Annotated in this window: 27 protein-coding genes; 6 read left to right on the top strand and 21 right to left on the bottom strand. The window is 58.5% G+C overall.

All coding sequences use genetic code 11. The annotated features are described in order from the left end of the window. Positions 1-79: 79 nt before the first annotated feature. Entirely contained in the window at positions 80-574 is a 495-nt protein-coding gene (locus SLIT_RS03290) for a hypothetical protein (RefSeq protein WP_013028800.1), read from the bottom strand. A gap of 194 nt (positions 575-768) precedes the next feature. On the opposite strand from SLIT_RS03290, the gene SLIT_RS03285 reads away from it, so the two are divergent. After that, positions 769-1,248, top strand: a complete 480-nt coding sequence (locus SLIT_RS03285; RefSeq protein ID WP_013028799.1) for a MarR family winged helix-turn-helix transcriptional regulator — start codon at positions 769-771, stop codon at positions 1,246-1,248. Between the two features lie 98 nt (positions 1,249-1,346). Here the strand turns inward: SLIT_RS03285 and SLIT_RS03280 are convergent, their stop codons facing one another. From SLIT_RS03280 to glyA, 10 genes are all read right to left on the bottom strand, one after another. Next, positions 1,347-2,024, bottom strand: a complete 678-nt coding sequence (locus tag SLIT_RS03280; protein ID WP_013028798.1) for a thermonuclease family protein — start codon at positions 2,022-2,024, stop codon at positions 1,347-1,349. After that, positions 2,021-2,524: a phosphatidylglycerophosphatase A family protein gene (locus SLIT_RS03275; protein ID WP_013028797.1), complete on the bottom strand. Its 504-nt coding sequence runs from the start codon at positions 2,522-2,524 to the stop codon at positions 2,021-2,023. Before SLIT_RS03275 ends, SLIT_RS03280 begins: the two co-directional genes overlap by 4 nt. After that, complete coding sequence (gene thiL, locus SLIT_RS03270) at positions 2,508-3,455, bottom strand: thiamine-phosphate kinase (RefSeq protein WP_013028796.1); 948 nt, start codon at positions 3,453-3,455, stop codon at positions 2,508-2,510. Before thiL ends, SLIT_RS03275 begins: the two co-directional genes overlap by 17 nt. A gap of 15 nt (positions 3,456-3,470) precedes the next feature. Then, the gene (gene nusB / locus SLIT_RS03265; RefSeq protein WP_013028795.1) at positions 3,471-3,923 is read right to left on the bottom strand and encodes a transcription antitermination factor NusB; all 453 of its coding nucleotides are present in this window, start codon (positions 3,921-3,923) and stop codon (positions 3,471-3,473) included. Continuing rightward, positions 3,920-4,372: a 6,7-dimethyl-8-ribityllumazine synthase gene (gene ribH / locus SLIT_RS03260; RefSeq protein ID WP_013028794.1), complete on the bottom strand. Its 453-nt coding sequence runs from the start codon at positions 4,370-4,372 to the stop codon at positions 3,920-3,922. Before ribH ends, nusB begins: the two co-directional genes overlap by 4 nt. Then, the gene (gene ribBA, locus SLIT_RS03255) at positions 4,369-5,469 is read right to left on the bottom strand and encodes a bifunctional 3,4-dihydroxy-2-butanone-4-phosphate synthase/GTP cyclohydrolase II (RefSeq protein WP_013028793.1); all 1,101 of its coding nucleotides are present in this window, start codon (positions 5,467-5,469) and stop codon (positions 4,369-4,371) included. The genes ribH and ribBA overlap by 4 nt, the downstream gene beginning before the upstream one ends. 190 nt (positions 5,470-5,659) lie before the next feature. Further along, positions 5,660-6,256 (bottom strand): riboflavin synthase, encoded by a 597-nt coding sequence (locus SLIT_RS03250; RefSeq protein WP_013028792.1) that lies wholly within the window; start codon positions 6,254-6,256, stop codon positions 5,660-5,662. Between the two features lie 2 nt (positions 6,257-6,258). Then, positions 6,259-7,350 carry a bifunctional diaminohydroxyphosphoribosylaminopyrimidine deaminase/5-amino-6-(5-phosphoribosylamino)uracil reductase RibD gene (gene ribD / locus SLIT_RS03245; protein WP_013028791.1) on the bottom strand — a complete coding sequence of 364 codons (1,092 nt, stop codon included), beginning with the start codon at positions 7,348-7,350 and terminating at the stop codon, positions 6,259-6,261. Then, positions 7,347-7,823 (bottom strand): transcriptional regulator NrdR, encoded by a 477-nt coding sequence (gene nrdR / locus SLIT_RS03240; protein WP_013028790.1) that lies wholly within the window; start codon positions 7,821-7,823, stop codon positions 7,347-7,349. The genes ribD and nrdR overlap by 4 nt, the downstream gene beginning before the upstream one ends. A gap of 9 nt (positions 7,824-7,832) precedes the next feature. Beyond that, positions 7,833-9,080, bottom strand: a complete 1,248-nt coding sequence (glyA, locus tag SLIT_RS03235; protein ID WP_013028789.1) for a serine hydroxymethyltransferase — start codon at positions 9,078-9,080, stop codon at positions 7,833-7,835. Between the two features lie 171 nt (positions 9,081-9,251). On the opposite strand from glyA, the gene rpoH reads away from it, so the two are divergent. After that, a complete protein-coding gene (gene rpoH / locus SLIT_RS03230) occupies positions 9,252-10,121 on the top strand; it encodes an RNA polymerase sigma factor RpoH (RefSeq protein ID WP_013028788.1) in 870 nt (289 codons plus the stop codon). A gap of 60 nt (positions 10,122-10,181) precedes the next feature. On the opposite strand, the gene SLIT_RS03225 is transcribed toward rpoH, so the two are convergent. The 9 genes from SLIT_RS03225 to SLIT_RS03185 are packed head-to-tail and all read right to left on the bottom strand — an operon-like array spanning position 10,182 to position 18,458. Further along, positions 10,182-10,586: a ClpXP protease specificity-enhancing factor gene (locus SLIT_RS03225; RefSeq protein ID WP_013028787.1), complete on the bottom strand. Its 405-nt coding sequence runs from the start codon at positions 10,584-10,586 to the stop codon at positions 10,182-10,184. Between the two features lie 13 nt (positions 10,587-10,599). Then, positions 10,600-11,199 carry a glutathione S-transferase N-terminal domain-containing protein gene (locus SLIT_RS03220; protein ID WP_013028786.1) on the bottom strand — a complete coding sequence of 200 codons (600 nt, stop codon included), beginning with the start codon at positions 11,197-11,199 and terminating at the stop codon, positions 10,600-10,602. Positions 11,200-11,207: 8 nt separating this feature from the next. After that, complete coding sequence (locus tag SLIT_RS03215; protein WP_013028785.1) at positions 11,208-12,224, bottom strand: hypothetical protein; 1,017 nt, start codon at positions 12,222-12,224, stop codon at positions 11,208-11,210. A gap of 17 nt (positions 12,225-12,241) precedes the next feature. Further along, on the bottom strand, positions 12,242-12,778 hold the full coding sequence (locus SLIT_RS03210; protein ID WP_013028784.1) for a c-type cytochrome: 537 nt from the start codon (positions 12,776-12,778) through the stop codon (positions 12,242-12,244). Continuing rightward, positions 12,775-13,305 (bottom strand): DUF3341 domain-containing protein, encoded by a 531-nt coding sequence (locus SLIT_RS03205; RefSeq protein ID WP_013028783.1) that lies wholly within the window; start codon positions 13,303-13,305, stop codon positions 12,775-12,777. Before SLIT_RS03205 ends, SLIT_RS03210 begins: the two co-directional genes overlap by 4 nt. After that, positions 13,306-14,673: an NrfD/PsrC family molybdoenzyme membrane anchor subunit gene (gene nrfD / locus SLIT_RS03200; protein ID WP_013028782.1), complete on the bottom strand. Its 1,368-nt coding sequence runs from the start codon at positions 14,671-14,673 to the stop codon at positions 13,306-13,308. A gap of 24 nt (positions 14,674-14,697) precedes the next feature. Continuing rightward, positions 14,698-15,573: a 4Fe-4S dicluster domain-containing protein gene (locus SLIT_RS03195; protein ID WP_013028781.1), complete on the bottom strand. Its 876-nt coding sequence runs from the start codon at positions 15,571-15,573 to the stop codon at positions 14,698-14,700. 3 nt (positions 15,574-15,576) lie between these two features. Next, positions 15,577-17,808 (bottom strand): molybdopterin-containing oxidoreductase family protein, encoded by a 2,232-nt coding sequence (locus SLIT_RS03190; RefSeq protein WP_041420748.1) that lies wholly within the window; start codon positions 17,806-17,808, stop codon positions 15,577-15,579. 44 nt (positions 17,809-17,852) lie between these two features. Continuing rightward, the gene (locus SLIT_RS03185; RefSeq protein ID WP_013028779.1) at positions 17,853-18,458 is read right to left on the bottom strand and encodes a cytochrome c3 family protein; all 606 of its coding nucleotides are present in this window, start codon (positions 18,456-18,458) and stop codon (positions 17,853-17,855) included. A 317-nt stretch (positions 18,459-18,775) separates the two neighbouring features. Here SLIT_RS03185 and SLIT_RS03180 point away from each other — a divergent pair, with 317 nt between their 5' ends. The 3 genes from SLIT_RS03180 to SLIT_RS03170 all read left to right on the top strand — a co-directional run bounded on the left by SLIT_RS03180 (position 18,776) and on the right by SLIT_RS03170 (position 20,870). Then, entirely contained in the window at positions 18,776-19,300 is a 525-nt protein-coding gene (locus SLIT_RS03180) for a GbsR/MarR family transcriptional regulator (protein WP_223293815.1), read from the top strand. A gap of 90 nt (positions 19,301-19,390) precedes the next feature. Then, positions 19,391-20,026 (top strand): hypothetical protein, encoded by a 636-nt coding sequence (locus SLIT_RS03175; RefSeq protein WP_013028777.1) that lies wholly within the window; start codon positions 19,391-19,393, stop codon positions 20,024-20,026. 94 nt (positions 20,027-20,120) lie between these two features. Beyond that, positions 20,121-20,870 (top strand): MgtC/SapB family protein, encoded by a 750-nt coding sequence (locus SLIT_RS03170; RefSeq protein WP_013028776.1) that lies wholly within the window; start codon positions 20,121-20,123, stop codon positions 20,868-20,870. A gap of 6 nt (positions 20,871-20,876) precedes the next feature. On the opposite strand, the gene SLIT_RS03165 is transcribed toward SLIT_RS03170, so the two are convergent. Beyond that, positions 20,877-21,623, bottom strand: a complete 747-nt coding sequence (locus SLIT_RS03165; RefSeq protein WP_013028775.1) for a Nif3-like dinuclear metal center hexameric protein — start codon at positions 21,621-21,623, stop codon at positions 20,877-20,879. Between the two features lie 38 nt (positions 21,624-21,661). On the opposite strand from SLIT_RS03165, the gene SLIT_RS03160 reads away from it, so the two are divergent. Further along, positions 21,662-22,819, top strand: a complete 1,158-nt coding sequence (locus tag SLIT_RS03160) for a Do family serine endopeptidase (RefSeq protein WP_013028774.1) — start codon at positions 21,662-21,664, stop codon at positions 22,817-22,819. Positions 22,820-22,894 lie beyond the last annotated feature (75 nt).

The following is a 22,894-nucleotide window of genomic DNA, read 5'->3' as shown; positions in this document are numbered from 1 at the left end:
AGCGGTTTCGGGGCAGGCTTCATCATACGGCAACTGCACTTTAGGTGCCGCGGATCATGCGAGAGCGCGACGGGAAAACTCAGTCAGTCAGATGCTCGATTTCGATGCCATGCTGCTGCGCCACAGCGTTCACCGCATCGACGATGCTTGCAGCACCCTGTGGACCGGGTTTCCCGCTTCCCGCTTCTGGCATGAGCACTTCTTTGGCGAATTTCCTGATCGTCTCCAGATAGTTGCCCGGATCATCCGACAAAGGTGGCGTTCCCTGGAAATACAGCATCCCGTTGCGGGCGGAAATCGCCAGCAGATAGACTGCGCTGCCGTGTGCGCTGACATGTTTGTCGCGTACTGCGAAACACTGCATGGCGCCATTCAGCGTCGAATCCTGCGCAGCAAACCGCTGCGCGATCGCCTCGAGGAACGGCTGGGCCAGATTCAGTTTGGGGGCGAGGACGATCTGATAACGTCCGGGCCGTTCAATCTTCAATTGACTTTCCAGCGGAGGCGTTTTGCCGGGACGGAAGAAAATCAGCCACAAAGTGGCCAAAGTGATGATGGTAAGGGTTTCAAGCATAAAAATGAGTACCGGGCTGCCAAAGGAACATGGTTGATTTCAAAATTAAGGATACAGGACCAAGTTCGGCTGCGAGTCACTGCTCCGTGATCGCCGCCAATTGAATTGATACCAATGTATATCGTATACATTCCATTCGCAAGACATATAATGGATTCGGATACTTTGTAAAATGAACGTCAAAGGGACACAAATTGAGCCGACGCAGCAAGAATCAGCTATCACTCCAGGTTTTAAAAAAATTCAGGATCATCTTCGGCTCGGTACGCCAGCATTTCCGCGATGTTGAACAGACATGCGGCATCACGGGTTCGCAACTGTGGATATTGCAGGAAGTCTCAAAGACACCCGACCTGGGCGTTTCAGAACTTGCAGAAAGGCTCTCCATCCACCAGTCCACTTGCAGCCAGCTGGTGGAAAAACTCGTTGCGCGCGGCCTGATCATCAAGGAGCGCAGCAAGATCGATCAACGCAGGGTCGGCCTGAGCTTGAGCGCGGAAGCATCAGGCATACTCAAGGTTGCTCCGGGGCCTGCCGAGGGACTGTTGCCGGAAGCCCTGCAGGCATTGTCCGAATCGGCATTGTCCAGTCTGGACGACTCATTGGTCGAACTGATCGGCGAATTGCGCATGCGGGATGACAAGCTTGCCGACAAGCCTCTGGCTGACTTGTGACAACCGACGACTCCCGGCAGCATCCTGCAAGGTGTTGCATGGCGGAATAATCCATCGCCTGCATGCCGGTCGCCGAACACCCGCAAACGGGACTGCAGTCAGTCCTTTTTTTCGCACAGGCTCTCGCACGGCATGCCGTCGTGATTTCCGTCCAGGGTCTTTATACCGCAATGCATGAAGTAGAAATTCGCTTCTTCGCATGATTCCATCTGCGAACAAAGATGCTTCTTGTCGCAACTTGCATCGTACTGCTTCACCGGAGCTGCATGGCTGCGCGCACCGTATTGTCCGGACTGGATTTGCCCGGCAGGCAGCACGGAAGGGTGGAGTTCCCGCCACTGCCACGGCGGGACCGGTTGTGCCTGCGACCATAAGCCAAGCCGCAATCGCTGTGCTTCGCTTTGCAGGGCGAGGTAGGTCTTGTCGGAGTGGTAATGCGAATACTCCCAGGCCATGCCGCGCTTCACCTGCGCCTGATTGACGCTGAGTCCATTCACCGAAAGCAGGCCGACGATGCGCCCGTATTGATCCACGGCCTGGCTGTCGACCTGGACTTGCTTCTTGTCCACCATTTCCAGCATCGAGTCACGCGATTGCGGGCCGAAAGGCTGGTCTTTTTCCGGCGCATCGATGTTGGCCAGGCGGATCTTGATCCTTTGCCCCTGCCGCAACACCATGACGGTATCGCCGTCCATCACCGCGATCACTCTGGCGCTGAAAGTCTCCGCCTGTGCGCTCAGCGCAAGGCAACAGCACAGCACTGCGACGATTCTCATAGAAAGCTTTTTAACATTGCCAGACACAGCAGGGCATATCCAGCCGCGAGGATATCGTCGAACATCACGCCCAGGCCGCCATGCCAGGTCTGGTCGAAATGGCGGATGGGCTGCGGTTTGACGATATCGAAAAAGCGGAACAGCAGGAAGGCCAGTGCTTGCCATGCCAAATCCGGCGGCGTGAAGAACAGCACCAGCAGGAAGGCGACGATCTCATCCCAGACGATGCCGCCGTAGTCGGCCACCCCCAGCGCCTTGCCGGTCTTGTCGCATATCCATACACCGAAAGCGAAAGTCCAGATCAGCACGAGGATGAACATCGCATCGGTCAGGCGCGGCGCCAGGTACCAATACATCGGGAAGGCGACCAGCGTACCTGCCGTACCGGGCGAACGCGGGAACAGGCCCGCACCGAAACCGAAGGACAAGAAATGGGCCGGATGACTGAACAGGAAGCGCCAGTCCGGCTGGAATCTCAGCTGATCATGCGAAGTGGTCATATCCGCTTTCCTTTATCGTCATCACACCGTCTTTAGCCGAACGCACGGTGCATCCTTGTCCTGTAACGATCTTGCCGATGCGCGTTAGCGGCAATCCCAGCCGCTTTGCGACGGCCTCGATCTCGCTGCGTTTTGCCGCGCAGGCAGTGAAACACAATTCGTAATCGTCACCGCCGGATAACACGCAATGGCGAAACAGCGGCTCATCGATAGCGCGTGCGATGCCGGTCGGTATCTCATCAAACTTCACCTCGGCGCCTGCATGCGAACGCTCCAGGATATGGCCGAGGTCGGCCAGCAAGCCGTCGGAAATATCGATGGCACTGCTGGCGATATCGCGCAACGCCAAGCCGAGTGCAACGCGCGGCTGCGGCTGGTGCAAGGCTGCAAGGCAGCAAACACGGACATCTTCGGGCAGCTCTGTCCTGCCCTGCAGGTGCGCCAGGCCCAATGCAGCATGCCCCAGCATGCCCGACACCCAGATATCGTCGCCAGCCTCCGCTCCGCTGCGGCGCAAGGCCTTGCCTCTGGGCACTTCACCCATGATAGTGACGCTCAGGCAGAGCGGGCCGCGCGTGGTATCGCCGCCGACCAGTTCGACGCCGTGCTCGTCGGCCAAGGCAAAGAAACCTGTACTGAATCGTTGCAACCAGTCTGTGTCGGCAGCGGGCAACGACAGGGCCAGTGTCGCCCAGCGCGGGACTGCACCCATGGCCGCCAGATCGGAGAGGTTCACCGCCAGGGTCTTATGCCCCAACAGGAATGGATCGGCATCGGGCAGGAAGTGCGTGCCGCTCACCAGCATGTCGGTGGAGACAGCCAGCTCCATCCCTTCGGCTACATGCAGCAGTGCTGCATCGTCTCCCACTCCGAGGATCGCGCCCGGCGTTGCGCGGGTAAAGAAGCGCTGGATGAGATCGAACTCCGACAAGGCGGCTCCGATGGGTTATTTCGCCGCGACCTCGGTCGCGCGCACCTCGGCTGCCAGCTTGTCCAGCACGCCGTTGACAAACTTGTGTCCGTCGCTGCCACCGAAGGTCTTGGCCAATTCCACCGCTTCGTTGATGACGACGCGGTAGGGTACTTCGGGATGGTGAATCAATTCATACGCGCCCAGCAGCAGTACGGAATATTCTACGGGACTCAATTCATCCAGCTTGCGATCCAGATGCGGCGCGATCTGCGCAGACAAAGCTTCATGGTGGGCGATCGCACCGTTAAGCAATTGCCCGAAGAATTCCGTGTCATACCGCCCCAGGCTCTTTTCGTCGCGCGTGCCATTCTCGATCAGCTTCGCATTCTTGCCGGACAGACGCCACTCGTAGACGCCCTGCATGGCCAATTCACGCGCACGGTGGCGCATGCTTTTGGCCGGGTTGCTGTGTTTGGCGTCGCTCATGCGAGCGCTTTCAGCAGGTGCACCATTTCGATGGCGACCAGCGCGGCTTCCGCCCCCTTCACGTTCATGCGCACCTCGGCCTGCTCGTCGGTATCCGTGGTGAGGATGGCATTGGCGACCGGCACGCCGGTGTGCAGCTGCACCTCGCCCACGCCGCGCGCAGACTCATTGGAGACGACTTCGAAGTGATAGGTATCGCCGCGTATCACGGCTCCCAACGCGATGAGGGCATCGAACTTCTTGCTTTGCGCCATGGTTTGCAGCACCAGCGGGATCTCCAGCGCGCCGGGAACATTGGCCAGCGTGATGTCGCTCTCGCTCACGCCGCTCTGCACCAGTTGTGCGCGGCATGCCGCCAGCAGGCCTTCGCACACCACTTCGTTGAAACGACTCTGCACGATGCCGATGCGCAGGCCTTTGCCGCTCAGGTTCTGTTCGATCTCTTTCATTTCTCTTCCCTGCATTGACAGTAACGCACCACTTCCAGTCCAAAGCCGGCCATGCTGGGCAATTTGCGCGGGGTGGCGATGAGGCACATCTTGCCGACCTTGAGGTCGCGCAGGATCTGTGCACCGATGCCGTAACTGCGCGGATCCCACTGGGCATGGTGCGCCTCGGGTTTGGCTGCAGCGCGCTCCAGCAGGTTCGCCGAAGTTTCGGTGTGATGCATCAGCACCAGCACGCCCGCTTCAGACTGGCTGATCTTGTTCAGCGCATCGTGCACGCTGGTGGTATTGGGCAGACTGACCTGCTCGAGGAAATCCAGCGCCGACAACGGCTCGTGCACGCGCACCACGGTCTCGGTCTGCGGTTTGATATCGCCCTTCACCAGTGCCAGATGGGTGCGCTGCGTGGTCTTGTCCGTGTAGGTCACCAGATCGAATTCGCCGTAGGCGGTCTGCACCGCGCGGCGCGCAACGCGTTCGACCAGCGTTTCGTTATGGATGCGGTATTCGATCAGGTCGGCGATGGTGCCGATCTTCAGGCCGTGCTCCTTGGCGAACGGGATCAGGTCCGGCAGACGGGCCATCTCGCCGTCTTCCTTGATGATCTCGCAGATCACCGCTGCCGGCGTCACTCCGGCCATCTGCGCCAGGTCGCAGCCTGCTTCGGTATGTCCGGCACGTACCAGCACGCCGCCCGGTCGCGCCATGATCGGAAAGATGTGCCCTGGCTGGACGATGTCCGCCGGACCTGCATCCCTTTTCACCGCAGCCCGGATGGTGGTGGAACGGTCTGAAGCAGAAATACCGGTGGTCACTCCTTCAGCAGCCTCGATGGAAACAGTGAAATTGGTGCCGAGCGGACTCTTGTTGTCGCGTGCCATGTGCGAAATGCCGAGCTGGCGGCAGCGTTCTTCGGTCAGCGTCAGGCAAACCAGGCCGCGCGCATGGCGAATCATGAAATTGATGGCTTCGGGCGTGACGAACTCGGCAGCGAACAGCAGATCGCCTTCATTCTCGCGGTCCTCTTCGTCCACCAGCACGACCATGCGTCCGGCGCGGATCTCTTCTATGATTTCTGTTATCGGTGCTATGTCAGTCATGTGAGCGGTTCAGGGGTTCGATATAAGGTTGCGGATTCTATCATCATCGCTGCGACTCCAGCCTTGGCGCGTATGGCACCCGCGGGTATTGATCAGCGAAAATATGTTGCCGTGTTGAAATCGGCCACTTGGGCAACAGCTCCGGAAACAGGCGCGCAGAGCCAAACGCTCCGTGCCTTTTATATCCGGATCACTTCGCGTCAGCTGTCAGCATGCGTTCGACATAACGTGCGATCAGGTCGATCTCCAGGTTCACCTTCGTTCCGACCTGCAGTTCATTCAATGTCGTCACCTCCAGCGTATGCGGGATGAGGTTCACTTCGAACTCCGATCCCGAAACCTGGTTCACCGTCAGACTCACGCCATTGATGGTGATGGAACCCTTCACCGCGATGTACTTTGCCAGCTGCTGCGGCGCACGCACAACCAGGCGCCAGCTTTCGCCGATGTCGTTGAAAGCCACCACCTCGCCCACGCCATCCACATGGCCGCTGACCAGATGTCCGCCCAACCTGTCGGACAAGCGCAGTGCCTTCTCCAGATTGACGTGACCACCCTGTCTTTCCAGGCCGATGGTGCAGTTCAGGGTCTCGCGCGAAACATCCACAGTGAAATCGTTGCCGTCGATCTTTACCACAGTGAGGCAAACGCCGTTCACCGCGATACTGTCGCCAAGCTGCACGTCATCCATCCCCAGCGTTTCGGTTATCACAGTCAGGCGCAAACCGCCCTCCCGGTCCTGCGCCGTTCTGATAAGGCCGACATCAGCCACGATTCCGCTGAACATGATCATTTCTCCCTGGAAATTTTTGCAACGATGCGCAAATCACTGCCCACTTGCCGTACATCCTGCCACTGCAACGGCACACGCTGCTGCAATTGCGTCAACTCGCCCAGTTCGGCCAATCCGCGTGCCGCATCGCCCAACAATTGCGGCGCGAGATACAGAACCATTTCGTCCACCAGCCCCGCCTTGAGCAAAGCGCCATTCAATTCGCGCCCTGCCTCGACGAGCACCTCGTTGATGCCTCGGCGGGCCAGGTCACGCATCACGGCAAACAAGTCCACCTTCCCATCCAGCCCCGCCAGCGTCACCACTTCCGCACCCCGAGCCGACAATGCTTTAAGCTTGGCATCCACAGTGCATGCGGTGTAGACCAGCGCGTGCCCGTTGCGCAATATTTCAGCCTGTGAAGATATGCGCAACTCGCTGTCCAGCACCACGCGCAGAGGCTGACGCGCTGCTGGCATCTCCCGGACGTTGAGCTGCGGGTCGTCTGCCAGCACGGTACCGATTCCGGTGAGGACTGCGCAGGATCGCGCCCGCCAATGCTGCACGTCGCACCGGGCCGCCTCGCCGGTGATCCATTTGCTGCTGCCGTTCGCCAGCGCGGTGCGCCCGTCCAGGCTTGCCGCAACCTTGCTGCGCACCCAGGGTATGCCGCGCGTCATGCGTGAAACGAAGCCGATATTGAGTTCGCGCGCCGCGACCTCCATCAGGCCGCATTCAACCCCTATCCCGGCTGCACGCAACCTTGCAATGCCTTGCCCTGCCACTTGCGGGTTCGGATCTTGCATCGCCGCTACGACGCGCTTGATGCCCGCCGCGACCAGCGCATCCGCGCAGGGCGGTGTACGCCCGTGGTGACTGCACGGCTCCAGCGTGACGTAAGCTGTCGCACCTTTTGCCGATTTCCCTGCCGCACGCAAGGCATGGACCTCGGCATGGGGTTCGCCGGCACGTTCGTGCCAGCCTGTGCCGACGACCTCATGCTGCTTCACCAGCACGCAGCCGACCCGCGGGTTCGGGCTTGTCGTGTACAAACCTTGTTCTGCAAGGCGCAGCGCCAGAGCCATCCACTGGCTGTCGGCTGCGTTCATTGTTTGTCGCTCTTGCGGCGCCGGGTATTCTTGACGGCGTCGATGGCGTCGGAAAAGTCGCCAACGTCCTGGAAACTCTTGTAGACGGAAGCGAAGCGGATATAGGCGACCTTGTCGAGCTTGAGCAGTTCCTTCATCACCATCTCGCCGATCTGGCGCGAACCGATCTCGCGCTCGCCCAGGGCAAAGACCTTCTGGGTGACATGATCGATGGCCGCATCGACCAGTTCGGTAGGAACCGGTCGCTTATGCAGTGCACGGGTGAAGCTGGTACGCAGCTTTTCTTCATCGAACTCGCTGCGCATGCCGTTCTGCTTCACCACCTGCGGCATGCGCAACTCCACCGTTTCATAAGTGGTGAAGCGTTTGTCGCATGCAATGCAACGCCGGCGGCGCCTGATGCTGTCGCCCTCCTCGTTCTCACGAGTGTCCACCACTTGGGTATCCGGACCTTTGCAGAATGGGCACCGCATGATTTCAGCTTAAGCGCCGTACACCGGGAACTGTGTGGTCAGCTTTTTCACTTCGCCGATGACACGCGCGATCACCGCGTCGTCGTTCGGCGCATCCAGCACGTCAGCGATCAGGTGAGCCAGCTTCTCGGCTTCCAGTTCCTTGAAGCCGCGCGTGGTCATGGCCGGCGAACCGATGCGGATGCCGGAGGTGACGAAGGGTTTCTCCGGGTCGTTGGGGATGGCGTTCTTGTTCACGGTGATGTGGGCGCGGCCCAATGCAGCTTCGGCATCCTTGCCGGTCAGCTTCTTGGCGCGCAGGTCGACCAGGAACACGTGGCTGTCGGTGCGGCCGGAGACGATGCGCACGCCGCGCTCGGTCAGCACCTTCGCCATCACGCGGGCATTGTCGATGACCTGTTTCTGGTATTCCTTGAACTCCTTGCTCGCCGCTTCCTTGAAAGCCACCGCCTTGGCCGCAATCACATGCATCAGCGGACCGCCCTGCAGTTGCGGGAAGATGGCTGAATTCAGCGCCTTCTCATGCTCCGCCTTGGCCAGGATCAGGCCGCCGCGCGGACCGCGCAGGGTCTTGTGCGTGGTGGTGGTGACGAAGTCGGCGATGCCGACCGGATTGGGGTAATAGCCAGCAGCGACCAGGCCGGCATAGTGCGCCATGTCCACGAACAGGTAGGCGCCGACGCTATCTGCGATCGCACGGAAGCGCTTCCAGTCGATGACCAGCGAATAGGCGGAAGCACCGGCCACGATCATTTTCGGCTTGTGCTCGTTGGCCAGTTTCTGCACCTGGTCGTAGTCGATCTCTTCCTTGTCGTTCAATCCGTACTGGATGGCGTTATACAGCTTGCCGCTGATGTTCACGGTGGCACCGTGGGTCAGGTGGCCGCCATGTGCCAGCGACATGCCGAGGATGGTGTCGCCCGGCTTGAGCACGGAGACATACACCCCCTGGTTGGCCTGGGAACCGGAATGCGGCTGCACGTTGGCGTATTCAGCGCCAAACAGTGCCTTGGCGCGGTCGATGGCCAGTTGCTCTGCCACGTCGACGTATTCGCAACCGCCGTAGTAACGCTTGCCGGGATAGCCTTCTGCATATTTGTTGGTCAACTTGCTGCCTTGCGCTTCCATCACCGCCGGGCTGGTATAGTTTTCCGAGGCGATCAGTTCAATGTGATCTTCCTGACGGCGGTTTTCGTTCTGGATCGCGGCCCACAATTCCGGGTCAGTCGAGGCGATGGTGTTTTTGCTGGAGAACATGGCATGCATCCCTAAAATATAGTTGTAAAACAGGAAGACGCGGATTCTACCATGCCGCAATGATGGCCTGACAGGCCGCCTCGCCCCCTTTCATTGGCATTTGCCGAACCTTTTGACCTGCTGGCACTCATATACCCCGAGTGCTAGAATCAATCAAAAGGAGGAAATATCATGAATGCATCCATGAGTCTGCCGATTCCGTCTGCCGTGGGCAGTCTGGAAAGCTATGTTCAGGCCGTAAATCGCTTTCCTGTGCTGTCGCATGAGGAAGAGCTCTCCTTGGCGAATCGCTTCAAAGCCCACAACGATCTGGACGCAGCGCGTCAGTTAGTGCTTTCTCACCTGCGCGTGGTCGTCAGCGTTGCGCGCGGTTATGCCGGTTATGGCCTGCCGCAAGCGGATCTGATCCAGGAAGGCAACATCGGCTTGATGAAAGCGGTGAAGCGCTATGACGCAACGCGCGGCGTCCGTCTGGTGTCGTTCGCCTTGCACTGGATCCGGGCTGAGATTCACGAATATGTGGTGCGCAACTGGCGCTTGGTAAAGATCGCAACGACCAAATCGCAACGCAAGCTGTTCTTTAACCTGCGCAGCATGAAACAGGGGCTGGAACCGCTCAAGCCGCAGCAAGTGCGCGAGATCGCCCAGCAACTCAATGTAAGCGAGCGCGACGTGGTGGAGATGGAAGCGCGTTTTGCCGGGCATGAGGTAGCGCTTGAACCGCTTTCTGGCGAAGAAGACGAGAGCTACGCACCTATCAGTTATCTGGCGGACAACGCCGAGCACGAGCCATCGTACATTCTGGAAGCTGCCGAACGTGAGCACCTGCATACTGCTGGATTGGCGCAAGCCTTGGCAAGTCTGGATGAACGCAGCCGTCGCATCGTTGAAGCGCGCTGGCTGCGCGATGAGGAGGAACATGCGGCAACACTGCACGAATTGGCCGACGAATTCAAGGTCTCTGCCGAACGTATCCGCCAGATAGAGCAAAAGGCATTGAGCAAGATGCAGGCGCTGTTAGCCGCACCTGCCACTGCATAAAGGATCGGCCAACAAAAAAAGCCGCAGGGTTCTGCGGCTTTTTTCATTTCACTACTTTGGTTACTTCACTACCCTGAGCGTCGGCTTGCCCTGCGGTTGCGGGTCATCAGGCGGTCCGCCCCCACTGTCCACGGATGCTCCCATCGGGGAAGACTCCTGCCCTTGGAACACCAGACCTTGACCGGTCTCCTTGGCAAAGATGCCGATCACTGCGCTCATCGGGACGATGATCTGGTGCGCGACCCCGCCGAAACGTCCGCCGCAGGTGATGTCTTCATTGCCAAGCTGCAGGTTGCGCACTGCATCCATGCCGATATTCAGGACGATCTTGCCATCCTTGACGTAAGCCATCGGCACCTGGGTGTAATCATCCACCTGCACCGCCAGATAGGGGGTATGCCCGGCATCGGCACACCACTCATAGATGGCGCGGATCAGATAGGGCTTGGTAGACGGCTCGCTCATCACAAACCTGAGCTCACTTACGCATCGCCTTTTCGGCAGGCGTCATGGCCTCGATGTAGGCGGGACGCGAGAACAGCCTCTCGGCATACTTCATCAACGGCGCAGCTTCCTTGTCGAGCTGGATACCGTAGTGATCCAGACGCCAGAGCAGCGGTGCGATCGCCACGTCGAGCATGGAGAACTCATCGCCCAGCATGAACTTCTGCTTGGTGAAGACTGGTGATATCTGCGTCAGGTTCTCGCGCACTGATGCACGCGCCTTCTCCGCGACCTTGGCATTGCTGCTCTCAAGGCCGGGGATATGGCAGAACAGTTCGTTTTCGAAACGATGCAGGAACAACCTGGCACGCGCACGCATCACCGGATCCGGCGGCATCAGCTGAGGATGCGGGAAGCGCTCGTCGATGTATTCGTTGATGATGTTGGCTTCGTACAGGATCAGGTCGCGCTCGACCAGAACCGGTACGGTGTTATATGGATTCATCACAGCCAGGTCTTCCGGCTTGTTATATACATCCACGTCGATGACCTGGAAATCCATGCCTTTTTCAAACAAAACGAAGCGACAGCGGTGGCTATAGGGATCGGTTGTCCCCGAATACAATGTCATCATGTAGCAAATTATCCTTTTATCAATTGGTTACGCGCCATTGTGCTGCGTACCAGTTGATACCCTACCATGATGACACCTATGCTGACCAGCCCTCCCCACAGAACAGGTATCGTTCCCGTCCCGTTGACACCGGCGATCCAGACAAAGCGTTCGCACAATGTACCGGCGATGATCCCCACCGCAACAGCCACCGTCAGCTTGGGATTGTGACGGGTCACCGGGAAACACAAGGTGACGAACGGAACCACGAACTTCAACGCAACCATGGTCCACCACACCACGCTGAAATCGCCATTCTGCATACCGTCGATGCGGTCGCGCTCGTCGCCGAGGTTGCCGTACCAGATCGTCAGATACTGGGCGAAGAAGGTGTACATCCACAGCAAAGTGAACGCCAGCATCATCTGCGCCAGGTAGTTATAGACGAATTCCTCTACCCGTTTCACCAGCTTGTCGCGTGTATTGAGCACATAGATCCAGATCAACAGGAAGGCCAGGAACATGCCGAAATTGCTGACCAGATTCTGCATGCCGTAGATCGCGCTATGCCAGGAAGGCTTCAGTGTCATCTCGAAGTCCCACGCAATCATGGTGGCATACAACACGGTGAAGAATGGAACCCAGCAGGCTACATGGTGGAATTTCAGTCGATCTTCCTCGCTGCGGTCAGCGACTTCCTGGCGCTTGATGAACAACCGCCATATGAACATGATCGTCAGCATGCCGATCACTTCACGTGCGGCCAGCAACGGCAGTGTGTACCATCCCGGCATGTGCACATCCTCGCCGTGGGAAACGTGACCGATCCACGGGAAAGTCTGATTGCCACCGATCAGCAGAACCACCATCATGGCAAAAGCCATTGGAAACAACGCATACAGTGACACCGCCAGTCCGTGTACCTGGAAACGCCACTTGGCACCTACCAGATAGAGTACCGAACACAGCGCCACTCCGCTCAGCGCCAGATAAGTGACCACCATGAAACTGGCGGTCAGAACCGACCAATTACTGTAAGAAAGCATACTCAATTCCCCCTTGGTTACCGGCCGTTAACGTTGGCCTGCACAGTTCCGCCCTGTTGCAGTACCTTGCGCACATAGTTGACCACATTCCAGCGTTCCGTCGGCGACAGGTCGTTGGCATAAGACGGCATCACCGCCCCCCCGAACGTCATCATCCCCCAGATATAGCCGTCGCTGACCCCCTTGGCATGGTCGGCGGTCAGGTTATAGGGCTGCAGAACCAGTTTCTGTCCCACCAGGCCGTCTCCCTTTCCCGCGTAACCGTGGCAAGGCGTGCAGTAGATGCCGAACAGCCTGCCACCGAACTCGACCGATTTCTGGGTCGCCGGCACCGGGTTCTTCTGCTTGTCTGCCCCATCCATGTCCTGCACGAAACTGGTGGTGCCGGGAACCGGTATCGAGTGCTCCGGATAGGGCTCCATGCCCGGATGGTCCGGATCGACGCTTTCCTGTGGCTTGATGCTGATCTGTTCCGACATATCCTTGGACCAGGGCCACGCTTGCGCCACTGCAGGCGCGATCAGCAATGCGATTGCTAAAGTTATCTTTTTCATCTGCCAGCCTCTTCCTGAATTTCCAATGCCTTGTGCTTGGTGAAAATATCCTTGAATCTGGACACCGAGCCTTCTTCAGATTTCACCAGGATACCGATCTGGTCTTCCGACACCTTGGCGCTATAAAGGGGCGAACGCCGTGCCGGCAGGCCGGCACAGATCAGGAAGCCCAGCACCGTGATGTACACGCCGCCCAGAATGAACATCTCGTAGGTCAGGACGAAATCGGGGGGCAACGGCACGATCGGCTTGCCGCCCTTCATCTGGGCATAGAAGTTGGCCTGCGAGCCGGCGATCAGCGAGAACGCCAGCAATCCGCCCAGCGTTGCGCCAACCAGGGTGAACCACTGCACGTATACAGGCTTCTCACCGAGGAACGCTTCCACTTCAGGATGCTCGATCGGCGATTTGACCACCAGGTCGTCGGCGGAGCTGAACCCCTTGATATCGGTGTTGCGCAGTTCGCTGACGACCGCTTCGGCCTCTTCGAAGTTGTTGTACAGGGCAAGTAAATAACGTTTGCTCATTTAGTTGGCTCCCTTCGCGGCGAGTTCTTTCTTCTTCAGTTCAAGGCTGCGGTGGTACACCATCTCCTTCACTTCATACATGGAAACGGATGGGAACACCTTGCAGAACACCATGAACAACAGGGTGAACCAGCCGAAGCTGCCAAACACGATGCCCCACTGAATCATGCTAGGCCACTGGTTGTGATCCCATGTCCAAGGGTAGTAACCGTGCGAGAAAGTCGGCGACACGATCATCCAGCGTTCCAGCCACATTCCCAGGTTCAACAACAGCGACACCGCGAACATCACCGGGATATTGGTCTGCCATTTCTTGACCATCATCGCGAACGGCACTACGGAGCCGCAGAAGATCATCGCCCACCAGAACGGTGCGTAGGTTCCGGTCGCCTTCTGGATCAGCACATCCTTGGCTACCTGGTCATGGCTGTACCACACCGAAGCGAACTCGATGCAGTTCAGGTAAGTCCACACCATGGCGATGGCGAAAGTCAGACGCACCGTCTTCTTCAGGATCGGCAGCGTCATGTATTCCTCGAACCTGAACACGTAGCGCAGAATGATGAACAGCGTGATGATCGCGGCACAGCCGGAATACAGCGCGCCGGCCACGAAGTACGGCGGGAACGATGTCACGTGCCAACCGGGTTGCTGCGACATGGCGAAGTCCGATGCCACGATGGAGTGCACCGACACCGCCAGCGGGATCAGGAAACAGGCTACCGTCAGGTAGGTCATGCGGAAATTGCGCCACTGGCGGTCGGTGCCTTCCCAACCCAATGCCAGCAGGGTATACAGCTTCTTGCGCCAGCCAGGATGCAGATGGTCGCGGCAGATCGCCAGGTCGGGGATCATGCCCACATACAGGAAGATCACCGACGAACTCAGGTAGGTGAAGATCGCCATCGCGTCCCACAGCAGCGGCGACTGGAAGTTAGGCCAGGTCCAGCGCTCGTTCGGATAGGGCACGGCATAGTAGAACTGCCACAGACGCCCCAGGTGCACCATCACGAACAAACCGGCCGTCATCAGCGAGAACGTGGTCATCGCCTCGGCAAAACGATAGATCGGCTTGCGCCAGTCGGCATGCATCAGGTGCAGGATCGCCGACAGCAACGTCCCCGAGTGGCTCATGCCAATCCAGAAGATGAAGGTGGCGATATACAATCCCCACACATGCGGGTTGTCCAGGTTGGCAACTCCCATCCCCGTGTTGTACTGATAAATCTCGCAGCCCACGCCCACGCTGAACACGAGCATTGCTGCAAAGATGATGACCCAGTAAAGCTTGCGAGGCGACTCCAGGCTCTTGAGCACGTCCCTATTGATCTGTGCCCAGGCTATGTCTTCGCGGATATCTTTTCCCATTTTCTCTTTTCCTTCCCTTGTGCCTTACACTGCGCTTTCGCGCACCCGCTCCAGATACATCACTGAAGGATAGGGACGCAACTCTTCCAGGATGCGGTAACCGCGCAGGCGGTTGCCTTCCTTCTCGTCCTTTTCCTGCTTTTCCTTCGCCAGTTCGACCTGCTGGCTCTGCCACTGTTTGGCGACCCTGGATTCCGGATCATGCAGGTTGCCGAATGAGATCGCGCCGGCCGGGCACGCTTCCTGGCATGCGGTCTGCACGTCGCCGTCCTTCACCTCGCGCCCCTCGGTCTTCGCATTGTTGCGTGCAGTGTAAGTACGCTGCTTGCAGAACGTGCATTTTTCCATCACGCCCTTGCCGCGCACAGTCAGGTCCGGATTGAGCTGCTCGTTCAGCGGCGACGGCCACACGTCCTTGGTGGACGGATAGTCGTACCAGTTGAAATAACGCACCTTGTACGGACAGTTGGCCGAGCAGTAACGCGAACCGATGCAACGGTTGTAGATCTGCGAGTTCAGCCCGTCCTCGGTGTGGTTGGTGGCACCCACCGGACACACTGTTTCGCACGGTGCCGCTTCGCACTGCTGGCACATCATCGGCAGGAATCGCGCACCTTGGTCGGCCACGAATTGGCCGTCATTCTCATCCCAGTAACGCTCGATGCGCATCCAGTGCATGGCCTGGCCGTGCGAATATTTTTCCTTGCCCACCACCGGCAGATTGTTCTCGGCGTAGCAAGCCACGCTGCAGGCATTGCAGCCGGTGCAGGCATCGAGGTCAATGGCCATCGCCCATTTGATCTCGGATGGATAGGCCTCCCAGTCCGGAACCCCTTTATCCTCGACCGGATGGGTATGGCGGAACTTCGACCAGTTTTCTAACAGATTGGAAACTGACATGCTTTAGACCTCCTTCGAAAGATCAACTTTGTCGGCCGATACCTGGACCGCAATCTTCTTCTTACCATCCTGGCTGCCGCCGACAGGACCCTCTTCCTTGACGATGATGACGCGCTGACCGACCTTGCTGATCTTGACGCTGGTCTCATTGAGCGCCAGCTCGCCGGTCTCCTTGTCGAACACCGTATCCAGCATGCCAAATACGTTGGCGCCGACACCCTTGGCGTAGCGTCCCATCGCTTCATGACCGTAGCCGACCGGCACGGAAACCGCATCCGGATGGATGCCGGGGAACAGGTAAGCCTGTGTCCTGATGGAACCGCTTTTTGAGGCCACTTCGACGATGTCACCCTCGACGATGCCCAGCTTGGCCGCGGTCTTGGGATTGATCTCGACCCAGGAATCCCACACGATGGTGGTCAACGGATCGGGAGACTCCTGCAGCCACGGCTCGTTGGCATTGCGTCCATCGCGCATGCTGGCGGACACAGCCGGAATCAGGCGCAGCGGATAGGACGAATCTGCCGTAACGGCCGATGGCAGTTTCAAACCCGCCGCAGAAGCTTTGGCAGACACCGGGTTGGCGATACCCTTGAACGGCACGATACCCTGGCTCAGCGTGTTATCCCAGAAGGTTTCGTCATCATCTGTTGCCTTGCCGCCTAGAGCCACCTTGTTCTTCAATACGGCACTGCGCAGATAGGAATAGAAGTCTTCAAATTCCTTGTATTTGTCTGCCTCGCGCTGCTTGAGCAAGGCCAGCAGGATGTCGCCGACACCGCGGGTATCCGGAAACACCTTTTGCATCAACGGCTGGCGGAAGCTCATCTGCGCATAAGCAGCCGAGTGATCCTCTGCCGGCGCAGCCATGTACTCGGGCACCACCGTTCCCCAGTCTTCCATGGCGGAATCCAGCGGCAGCACCAGATCGGCGGCCAACGCGGTTTCGTCCATGTACTGCGCGAACGCGACCTTGAATTCGGCCTTGGCGAAGTTGTCCCTGAACTTCAACGAAGCCGGTGCACTGAACACCGGATTGACGCCGTAGCTGAACACCACCTTGTACTTGCCTGCAGCCAGGCCGTCGTTGAGACCGATCAGCGAAGAACGGTTGCCCACGGTCGGCGCGATCTGCGGGAACGGCACGCTGGCGGTCGCCTCCACGGTCTTGCCGACGTTGCCCAGCACCCGATTGAGCAGCGCGATGGCCGTCGCATTCTGCGAACCGTGCGCATAGCCTTCCACCGCACCACCCGCCAGTACCAGGCTTGGAGTGCGCTCTTTCAGCAAGGCAGCCAGCTTGCCGATCTGCTCTGCAGAGACATCGGTCTCGCCGCTCACGCGCTCAGCCGTATAGGCATTGCTCACCGCCGCGATATCCGCCGGGATGGACAGACCAGCCTTGCCCAGCGCATTGATGATACCCAGCGCCAGCACGCCTTCGGTACCGGGACGCACGGCGATCCAGCGATCTGCGTTCGCACCCGTCAGCGTCATTTTCGGCTCGATCTGCACCAGCACGCCGCGACCTTCGGGACGATTGCCCTTGCGGAACTGCGCATACTGCTGGGTAAAGTGCACCGGGGAGACCCATGCACCCAGGAAGTCTGCGCCGAACGACACCACCACCTTGGCCTTGTCGATGCGGTAACGCGGCATCGATACTCCGTAGGCTTTCTTGTTGGCGGCGCGCAGTACAGCGGGAGAGATCGCCTCATAGGAGAAATGGTTCTTGCTGCCCAGCGCATCCATGTAGTTGCCCAGCAAGGCCTGCACATGTCCGCTCATGCCGCCGGTCAGGAAGGCGACTTCCGCGCCCTTTACGGCGCTCAGATTCTGCGCGATCACACCCAGCGCCTTGTCCCAGGTGATCGCCTCACCCTTGAGCAACGGCTGGCGCACACGATCCGGATTGTAGTGCGCCTGTACGCCCGACTGCCCCAGGCCGCACATCTTGCCGCGGTTGATCGGCGAATTCGGATTACCCTCCGCTTTGAGCACGCGGCCTTCGCGCACGCGCCCCATGATGTTGCACCCGGCGTCGCACTGCGCACAGGTGGAATTGAAGTAGTTCGAGATGCTGGGAATGACATAGGAAGGCAACTCCACATAGGAAGTCACGGTCTCCTGTCCATCCTGGATCGAGGTATTGCCGCAGCCGCTCAAAGCAACGGCCGTACCGCCCCACCCCAGTACCTTCAAAAAATCACGCCGATTAAAATCGTTCTCTGTCATCACATAATCCCCTGATATCTTGCTTGTGGTAATCGTCACGTAGCTTACTTATGGCACGTGAAGCAATCGTTCGGACCATGCCCGGTCTTGCTCGAATTGGCGCTTACCGGATGATCCTTCTGGTGGCAACTTGCACACCAGCCCATGGTCAGCGGTTTCTGGCGGCGCGCCACCGTCATGGTCTTCACATTGCCGTGGCAGTAGCCGCAAACCTCCTGATAGGGGCGGTCCTGCTGGAAATAGAAACGCTGGATATGACGTTCGTGGTTGAAACGCACGAAATCGGGCAGATCATGCACCTTCTTCCACGGGATCGGCTTCTTGGCATCCCAGTATTCGAACAGCTTCTTGATACGCGGCTTGTCCCTCACCGATTCGATGCTCTGATGGCAGCCGATACACTTCTGCACCGGCGGAATGCCCGCAACCATGCTGCGGCGCGCATAGGTATGGCAATACATGCAATTGATCTGCATGCCGCCATCCTTGGCATCGCCGGCATGGCGAAAATGGGGAAACTCTATCGGTTGTTCGATCTGGGGACCCAGATCGTCCGGCGTGGTCAATTTTGGCGCAGCGTCGGCAGCGTGACTTGCAGTACCTGCAAACAGCCCGACAAGCAGAATGAACAAACGCAAAATATGCTGCATCGTAAGTAGCCCCCTGATAAAACCTGATGATTATTTATGACCAACCGGACTTGCCCGACCAGCCTTAACTTCCCTTTAACATTTCCCATCCGGTGCTTTTTTTGCGCCAAAAAACGACGCCAGTACCGATGAGGCAGGGCATCTTCTACAGTTCAAATAGGGGTGTCAACACAGCGCCCGGATCATCCCGACTTCCGCCAAAAAAAACCCTTTGGGTGAAAGTAGTTGCATTAATTTCAGAAATCCCTGAAAGTTCGATAATGGAAATGGAACACCTTTCAGATACTACCTGGCGATTCATACATCACTTTGGAGAAATGGGGAGCCGCTGGGGAATCAGTCGCACCGTTGGCCAGATCTATGCGCTGCTTTACATCTCTCATGTGCCACTGAACGCGGACGATATCACTTACCTGCTTTCCTTCTCCCGTTCCAACGTGAGCATGGGATTGAAGGAGTTGCAAAGCTGGCGCCTGTTGCGTTCCGAATACCGTGCCGGCGACCGCCGCGAGTATTTCAAGGCGCCGGATGACGTCTGGGAGATATTCCGCACTTTGGCGGACGAACGGCGCCGGCGCGAAGTCGAGCCGACCCTGTCGGTGTTGCGCGAATGCCTGCTCGACCCCAAGAATACGCCCGAGGACGAACACTTCCACCAGCGCATGCAGGCCATGTACGACCTTATCTCCATGGCCAACGAGTGGTTCATCGACATCCAGAAACTGAGCGCGGAAGACCTCACCTCGCTGATGCATCTCGGCGCGCAAGCGAAAAAGCTGCTGCATGCCAAGAATCGTTTGTTATCATTTGCCGGTCTGAGCAAGGAAGAAGTCCCCGAATAGTTCGCACCAGCCTGACGCAAGCAGCCCGCTATCGTTGCTCCATCCCACCGGCGGCGGGCCCAACAAACAATTCTCATACAACGAATCGACATGAACGACGAACAAGCCGTCCTGGATTTTTTCGCACAGGAAGAGAACCTGCCGCTGGCGCTGATCGCAGCAGAGCACCTCGACGCCATCCGACTGCGCCTCAACAATGAATTCTGGACCGCCCTGCGGGAACGGCTGGACGCATGGCTGGCGCAGCAAGCATTGCCGTGGAGCACCCTGATTACCGAAGACCGCAACAACGAAGAATGCCTGGTCGGACTGCATCTGCAGCCGAAAGACGACCTGCATTTGTTTTTGCGTCCGTTCATGGAACAGCAATTCCTCGGCGACAGCTATCGCATCTTCCACGGCCTGATGTGGAACACCGTGCCGGACGCTACCCGGAAAGCCCAACCTGAGGTGGAAGCATTGCGTGCCAGCCTGGGCGATGCAGGACTCAAACACAGCGACAGTTTCCTTGCCTGGCAATGGCTGCCTTGGCATCCCCGCCGCCGCGACTTCCTTTTGCGCTTCGTCACCGGCCGCAACGAATTGCTGGATGATGCATTGCGCCCGTGGCAGGCCCTGCTGGCGGACTACGGCGGACAATTGAATCTGGCCAACCTTGCACTGGGCAAGGCACCGCGCAGCGTTGCCATCTCGCTGGAACAACTGCGCACCAAATCGAACCGCTAGACCCGCCCTTCCGCCCGCATTTCGCAATGCAGCCCGACGGAAATCCGCCGCCGATTCTTGTACACTCGCATCACAATAACCAAGGGGAGCAGGAATGGGAGAAGGTTCGTTTTTGAATTTATCGGCTTACTGGTCGGCGCCGGAAGTGGCGACCAATTTGATCGTTTTTTTCAATCTGCTGGGCGCGCTCATACTCGGCCTGATCGTCGGTTATGAGCGCTCCTACCACGGTCGCGCGGCGGGCATGCGCACCTATGGCCTGGTCTGCATGGCTGCTGCGGCGCTCACCGTCATCGCCGGCTATCCGGCCTACTGGTTCGGTGGTCAGGCGAACACCTATCTCGCCGGCGATCCTACTCGCGTCATCCAGGGCATCGTCACCGGCATCGGATTCCTCGGGGCGGGCGTCATCATGCGCGACGGCCTCAATATCAGCGGACTCACCACCGCCGCTTCCATCTGGACCTGTTCCGCCATCGGCATCATGGTCGGTGTCGGCTTCTACGCATCGGCGATCATGCTCACGCTCCTTTCCGCGTTGATCATGATGTGGATATCCAAACTGGAGAACTGGCTGCCTTCACGGCCGGCTATCGCGGTCACACTTGAGTTCCAGAAGAACTTCGTGCCGCTGGAACACACCTTGCGCGAAGTCGTTTACTCGCACGGCTACGAGATCGCCTCCGGCTCCTTCGCCATACGTTCCAGCAACGAAAAACTGGAATGGCATTTCGTCGCCGTCGCCCTCAGCAAGAACAGCGGTGCGGCGATGAACGAACTGGCCAGCGGGTTGAGCACCCTGCAGGGCGTGGAAGATTTTTCGCTCGCGCATGCGAGAAACTGAGTCTGTTCAGACCGGATTATCCTGGTCGAAGAACCGGTGTTCCAATCCGAACCGGCCTGCCAGATGCTCGCCCAATGCCTGTACACCGTAACGTTCGGTGGCGTGATGCCCGGCCGCAATGAAAGCGACGCCGGTCTCTTGCGCGACATGCACGTTCTGTTCCGATATCTCGCCGGTCAGAAAAGCGTCCACACCCAGTGCGACCGCCTGCTCGAAATACCCCTGCCCCCCACCGCTGCACCACGCGATGCGGGCGATGCTCGGGTTGGCATGCCCGATGACCTGCGGCACACGCTGCAGGACAGTCTGGATATGCAGGGCAAGTTGATGCAGGGTTTGCGGATGCACCAAAGCCCCGTGCATGGCGATGTCCTGCTCACCGAAACGCCCCTGCTCATCGAAGCCGAGCTTCATCCCGAGCTGGGCGTTGTTGCCGAATTCGGGATGGGCATCGAGCGGAAGATGATAGGCCAGCAGGCTGATGTCGTGTTTCAGCAGATGCGCGACACGGCGCTTTTTGATCCCGGTGATGGCGGCATCTTCGCTGCGCCAGAAATATCCATGGTGAACGAGGATGGCATCCGCCCCCCAGGCCGTTGCCGCTTCCAGCACAGCTTGCGAGGCTGTGACGCCGCTAGCGATACGCCGCACTTCCGCCCTGCCTTCAACCTGCAGACCGTTCGGGCAGTAATCACGAAAACGGCCGGCCCCCAGCTCGGTTCCGATATAATCGCGCAACTCATTCAATCGCATCGGGTTCGTCCCATAAATTTAGCGGCTTAAATCATATCATGCGCAAATTCTGGCTCTTGTTCGCCCAAGCTACCACAGTCGGCCTCGCGATGCTGTTCGTCATCCACACGCTCAGGCCATCGCTGCTGCCCAATGCGGCGCGCAGCGGTGTGGTGACACTGTATGAGAACAGCGCCAACAATAACGGCAGCTTGCCTGCCGAAGGCTTCAGCCGGGCAGCGCAGAAAGTGATGCCTGCAGTGGTGAACGTATTCACCAGCAGCGAAGTGAAGGCCCCGACTTCGCCCTTCATGGACGATCCGCGTTTCCGCTTTTTTTTCGGCGATGAATTCGACAACAACGTTCCCCAGCAGAGTTCCAGCCTGGGTTCGGGTGTCATCGTCAGCCATGACGGTTACATACTCACCAACCACCATGTCATCGAAAGTGCAGACCAGATCGAGGTTGCCCTTGCCGATGGCCGCACTGCCAAGGGACGCGTCATCGGTTCGGATCCGGATACCGACCTCGCCGTCATCAAGGTCGATCTGGGCAGCAACCTGCCCGCCATCACGTTCGGCCAGTCCGATCAGGCGCATGTCGGCGACATCGTGCTCGCCGTCGGCAATCCTTTCGGCGTAGGGCAGACCGTGACCATGGGCATCGTCAGTGCGCTGAAGCGCAACCATCTTGGGCTCAGCACCTTCGAGAACTTCATCCAGACCGATGCAGCCATCAATCCCGGCAATTCGGGGGGCGCCCTGGTGGATGCGGAAGGCAACCTGCTCGGCATCAACAGCGCGATCTATTCCCCCAATGGCGGCTCGCTCGGCATCGGCTTCGCCATCCCGGAAAGCACGGCCAAGAAGATCATGGAACAGATCATCCAGAACGGCTCGGTCACGCGCGGCTGGATCGGCGTGGCAGTACAGGACCTCACTCCGGAGCTGCTGGAATCGTTCAAGCTCGGCGACGTGAAAGGCGTACTGATCGCTGAAGTGGTGCGTGGTAGCCCGGCAGACAAGGCCGGCGTCAAAGCCGGCGACATCCTGCTCAGCATCGCGGACAAACCACTGACCGATTCCACGATCATGCTGGAAACGATATCCTCGCTGCCGCCGGGGAAAGTAACCATGCTCAAGCTGCTGCGCAACCAGTCGGAAGTGGTAGTCCAGGTCAAGGTCGGCAAACGGCCAAAACCCAAACCCCAGGAATAGGATTGCAGGGGGCTGCAGTGGGGATCGGTACACTGCTCGGATGCACCATCCACACCTCCCGTGACCGGGCCGCAA

It is taken from the genome of Sideroxydans lithotrophicus ES-1, assembly GCF_000025705.1.
Lineage (GTDB): Bacteria > Pseudomonadota > Gammaproteobacteria > Burkholderiales > Gallionellaceae > Sideroxyarcus > Sideroxyarcus lithotrophicus.
This window is presented reverse-complemented; position numbering and strand designations above follow the sequence as displayed.

What these genes read in the sequence shown, in the direction of transcription:
- SLIT_RS03290 (WP_013028800.1), bottom strand. Translation starts at nt 574, where the DNA reads ATGCTTGAAACCCTTACCATCATCACTTTGGCCACTTTGTGGCTGATT.
- SLIT_RS03280 (WP_013028798.1), bottom strand. Translation starts at nt 2,024, where the DNA reads ATGAGAATCGTCGCAGTGCTGTGCTGTTGCCTTGCGCTGAGCGCACAG.
- SLIT_RS03275 (WP_013028797.1), bottom strand. Translation starts at nt 2,524, where the DNA reads ATGACCACTTCGCATGATCAGCTGAGATTCCAGCCGGACTGGCGCTTC.
- nusB (WP_013028795.1), bottom strand. Translation starts at nt 3,923, where the DNA reads ATGAGCGACGCCAAACACAGCAACCCGGCCAAAAGCATGCGCCACCGT.
- ribH (WP_013028794.1), bottom strand. Translation starts at nt 4,372, where the DNA reads ATGAAAGAGATCGAACAGAACCTGAGCGGCAAAGGCCTGCGCATCGGC.
- ribBA (WP_013028793.1), bottom strand. Translation starts at nt 5,469, where the DNA reads ATGACTGACATAGCACCGATAACAGAAATCATAGAAGAGATCCGCGCC.
- SLIT_RS03250 (WP_013028792.1), bottom strand. Translation starts at nt 6,256, where the DNA reads ATGTTCAGCGGAATCGTGGCTGATGTCGGCCTTATCAGAACGGCGCAG.
- ribD (WP_013028791.1), bottom strand. Translation starts at nt 7,350, where the DNA reads ATGAACGCAGCCGACAGCCAGTGGATGGCTCTGGCGCTGCGCCTTGCA.
- nrdR (WP_013028790.1), bottom strand. Translation starts at nt 7,823, where the DNA reads ATGCGGTGCCCATTCTGCAAAGGTCCGGATACCCAAGTGGTGGACACT.
- glyA (WP_013028789.1), bottom strand. Translation starts at nt 9,080, where the DNA reads ATGTTCTCCAGCAAAAACACCATCGCCTCGACTGACCCGGAATTGTGG.
- rpoH (WP_013028788.1), top strand. Translation starts at nt 9,252, where the DNA reads ATGAATGCATCCATGAGTCTGCCGATTCCGTCTGCCGTGGGCAGTCTG.
- SLIT_RS03225 (WP_013028787.1), bottom strand. Translation starts at nt 10,586, where the DNA reads ATGAGCGAGCCGTCTACCAAGCCCTATCTGATCCGCGCCATCTATGAG.
- SLIT_RS03220 (WP_013028786.1), bottom strand. Translation starts at nt 11,199, where the DNA reads ATGATGACATTGTATTCGGGGACAACCGATCCCTATAGCCACCGCTGT.
- SLIT_RS03215 (WP_013028785.1), bottom strand. Translation starts at nt 12,224, where the DNA reads ATGCTTTCTTACAGTAATTGGTCGGTTCTGACCGCCAGTTTCATGGTG.
- SLIT_RS03210 (WP_013028784.1), bottom strand. Translation starts at nt 12,778, where the DNA reads ATGAAAAAGATAACTTTAGCAATCGCATTGCTGATCGCGCCTGCAGTG.
- SLIT_RS03205 (WP_013028783.1), bottom strand. Translation starts at nt 13,305, where the DNA reads ATGAGCAAACGTTATTTACTTGCCCTGTACAACAACTTCGAAGAGGCC.
- nrfD (WP_013028782.1), bottom strand. Translation starts at nt 14,673, where the DNA reads ATGGGAAAAGATATCCGCGAAGACATAGCCTGGGCACAGATCAATAGG.
- SLIT_RS03195 (WP_013028781.1), bottom strand. Translation starts at nt 15,573, where the DNA reads ATGTCAGTTTCCAATCTGTTAGAAAACTGGTCGAAGTTCCGCCATACC.
- SLIT_RS03190 (WP_041420748.1), bottom strand. Translation starts at nt 17,808, where the DNA reads ATGACAGAGAACGATTTTAATCGGCGTGATTTTTTGAAGGTACTGGGG.
- SLIT_RS03185 (WP_013028779.1), bottom strand. Translation starts at nt 18,458, where the DNA reads ATGCAGCATATTTTGCGTTTGTTCATTCTGCTTGTCGGGCTGTTTGCA.
- SLIT_RS03180 (WP_223293815.1), top strand. Translation starts at nt 18,776, where the DNA reads ATGGGGAGCCGCTGGGGAATCAGTCGCACCGTTGGCCAGATCTATGCG.
- SLIT_RS03175 (WP_013028777.1), top strand. Translation starts at nt 19,391, where the DNA reads ATGAACGACGAACAAGCCGTCCTGGATTTTTTCGCACAGGAAGAGAAC.
- SLIT_RS03170 (WP_013028776.1), top strand. Translation starts at nt 20,121, where the DNA reads ATGGGAGAAGGTTCGTTTTTGAATTTATCGGCTTACTGGTCGGCGCCG.
- SLIT_RS03165 (WP_013028775.1), bottom strand. Translation starts at nt 21,623, where the DNA reads ATGCGATTGAATGAGTTGCGCGATTATATCGGAACCGAGCTGGGGGCC.
- SLIT_RS03160 (WP_013028774.1), top strand. Translation starts at nt 21,662, where the DNA reads ATGCGCAAATTCTGGCTCTTGTTCGCCCAAGCTACCACAGTCGGCCTC.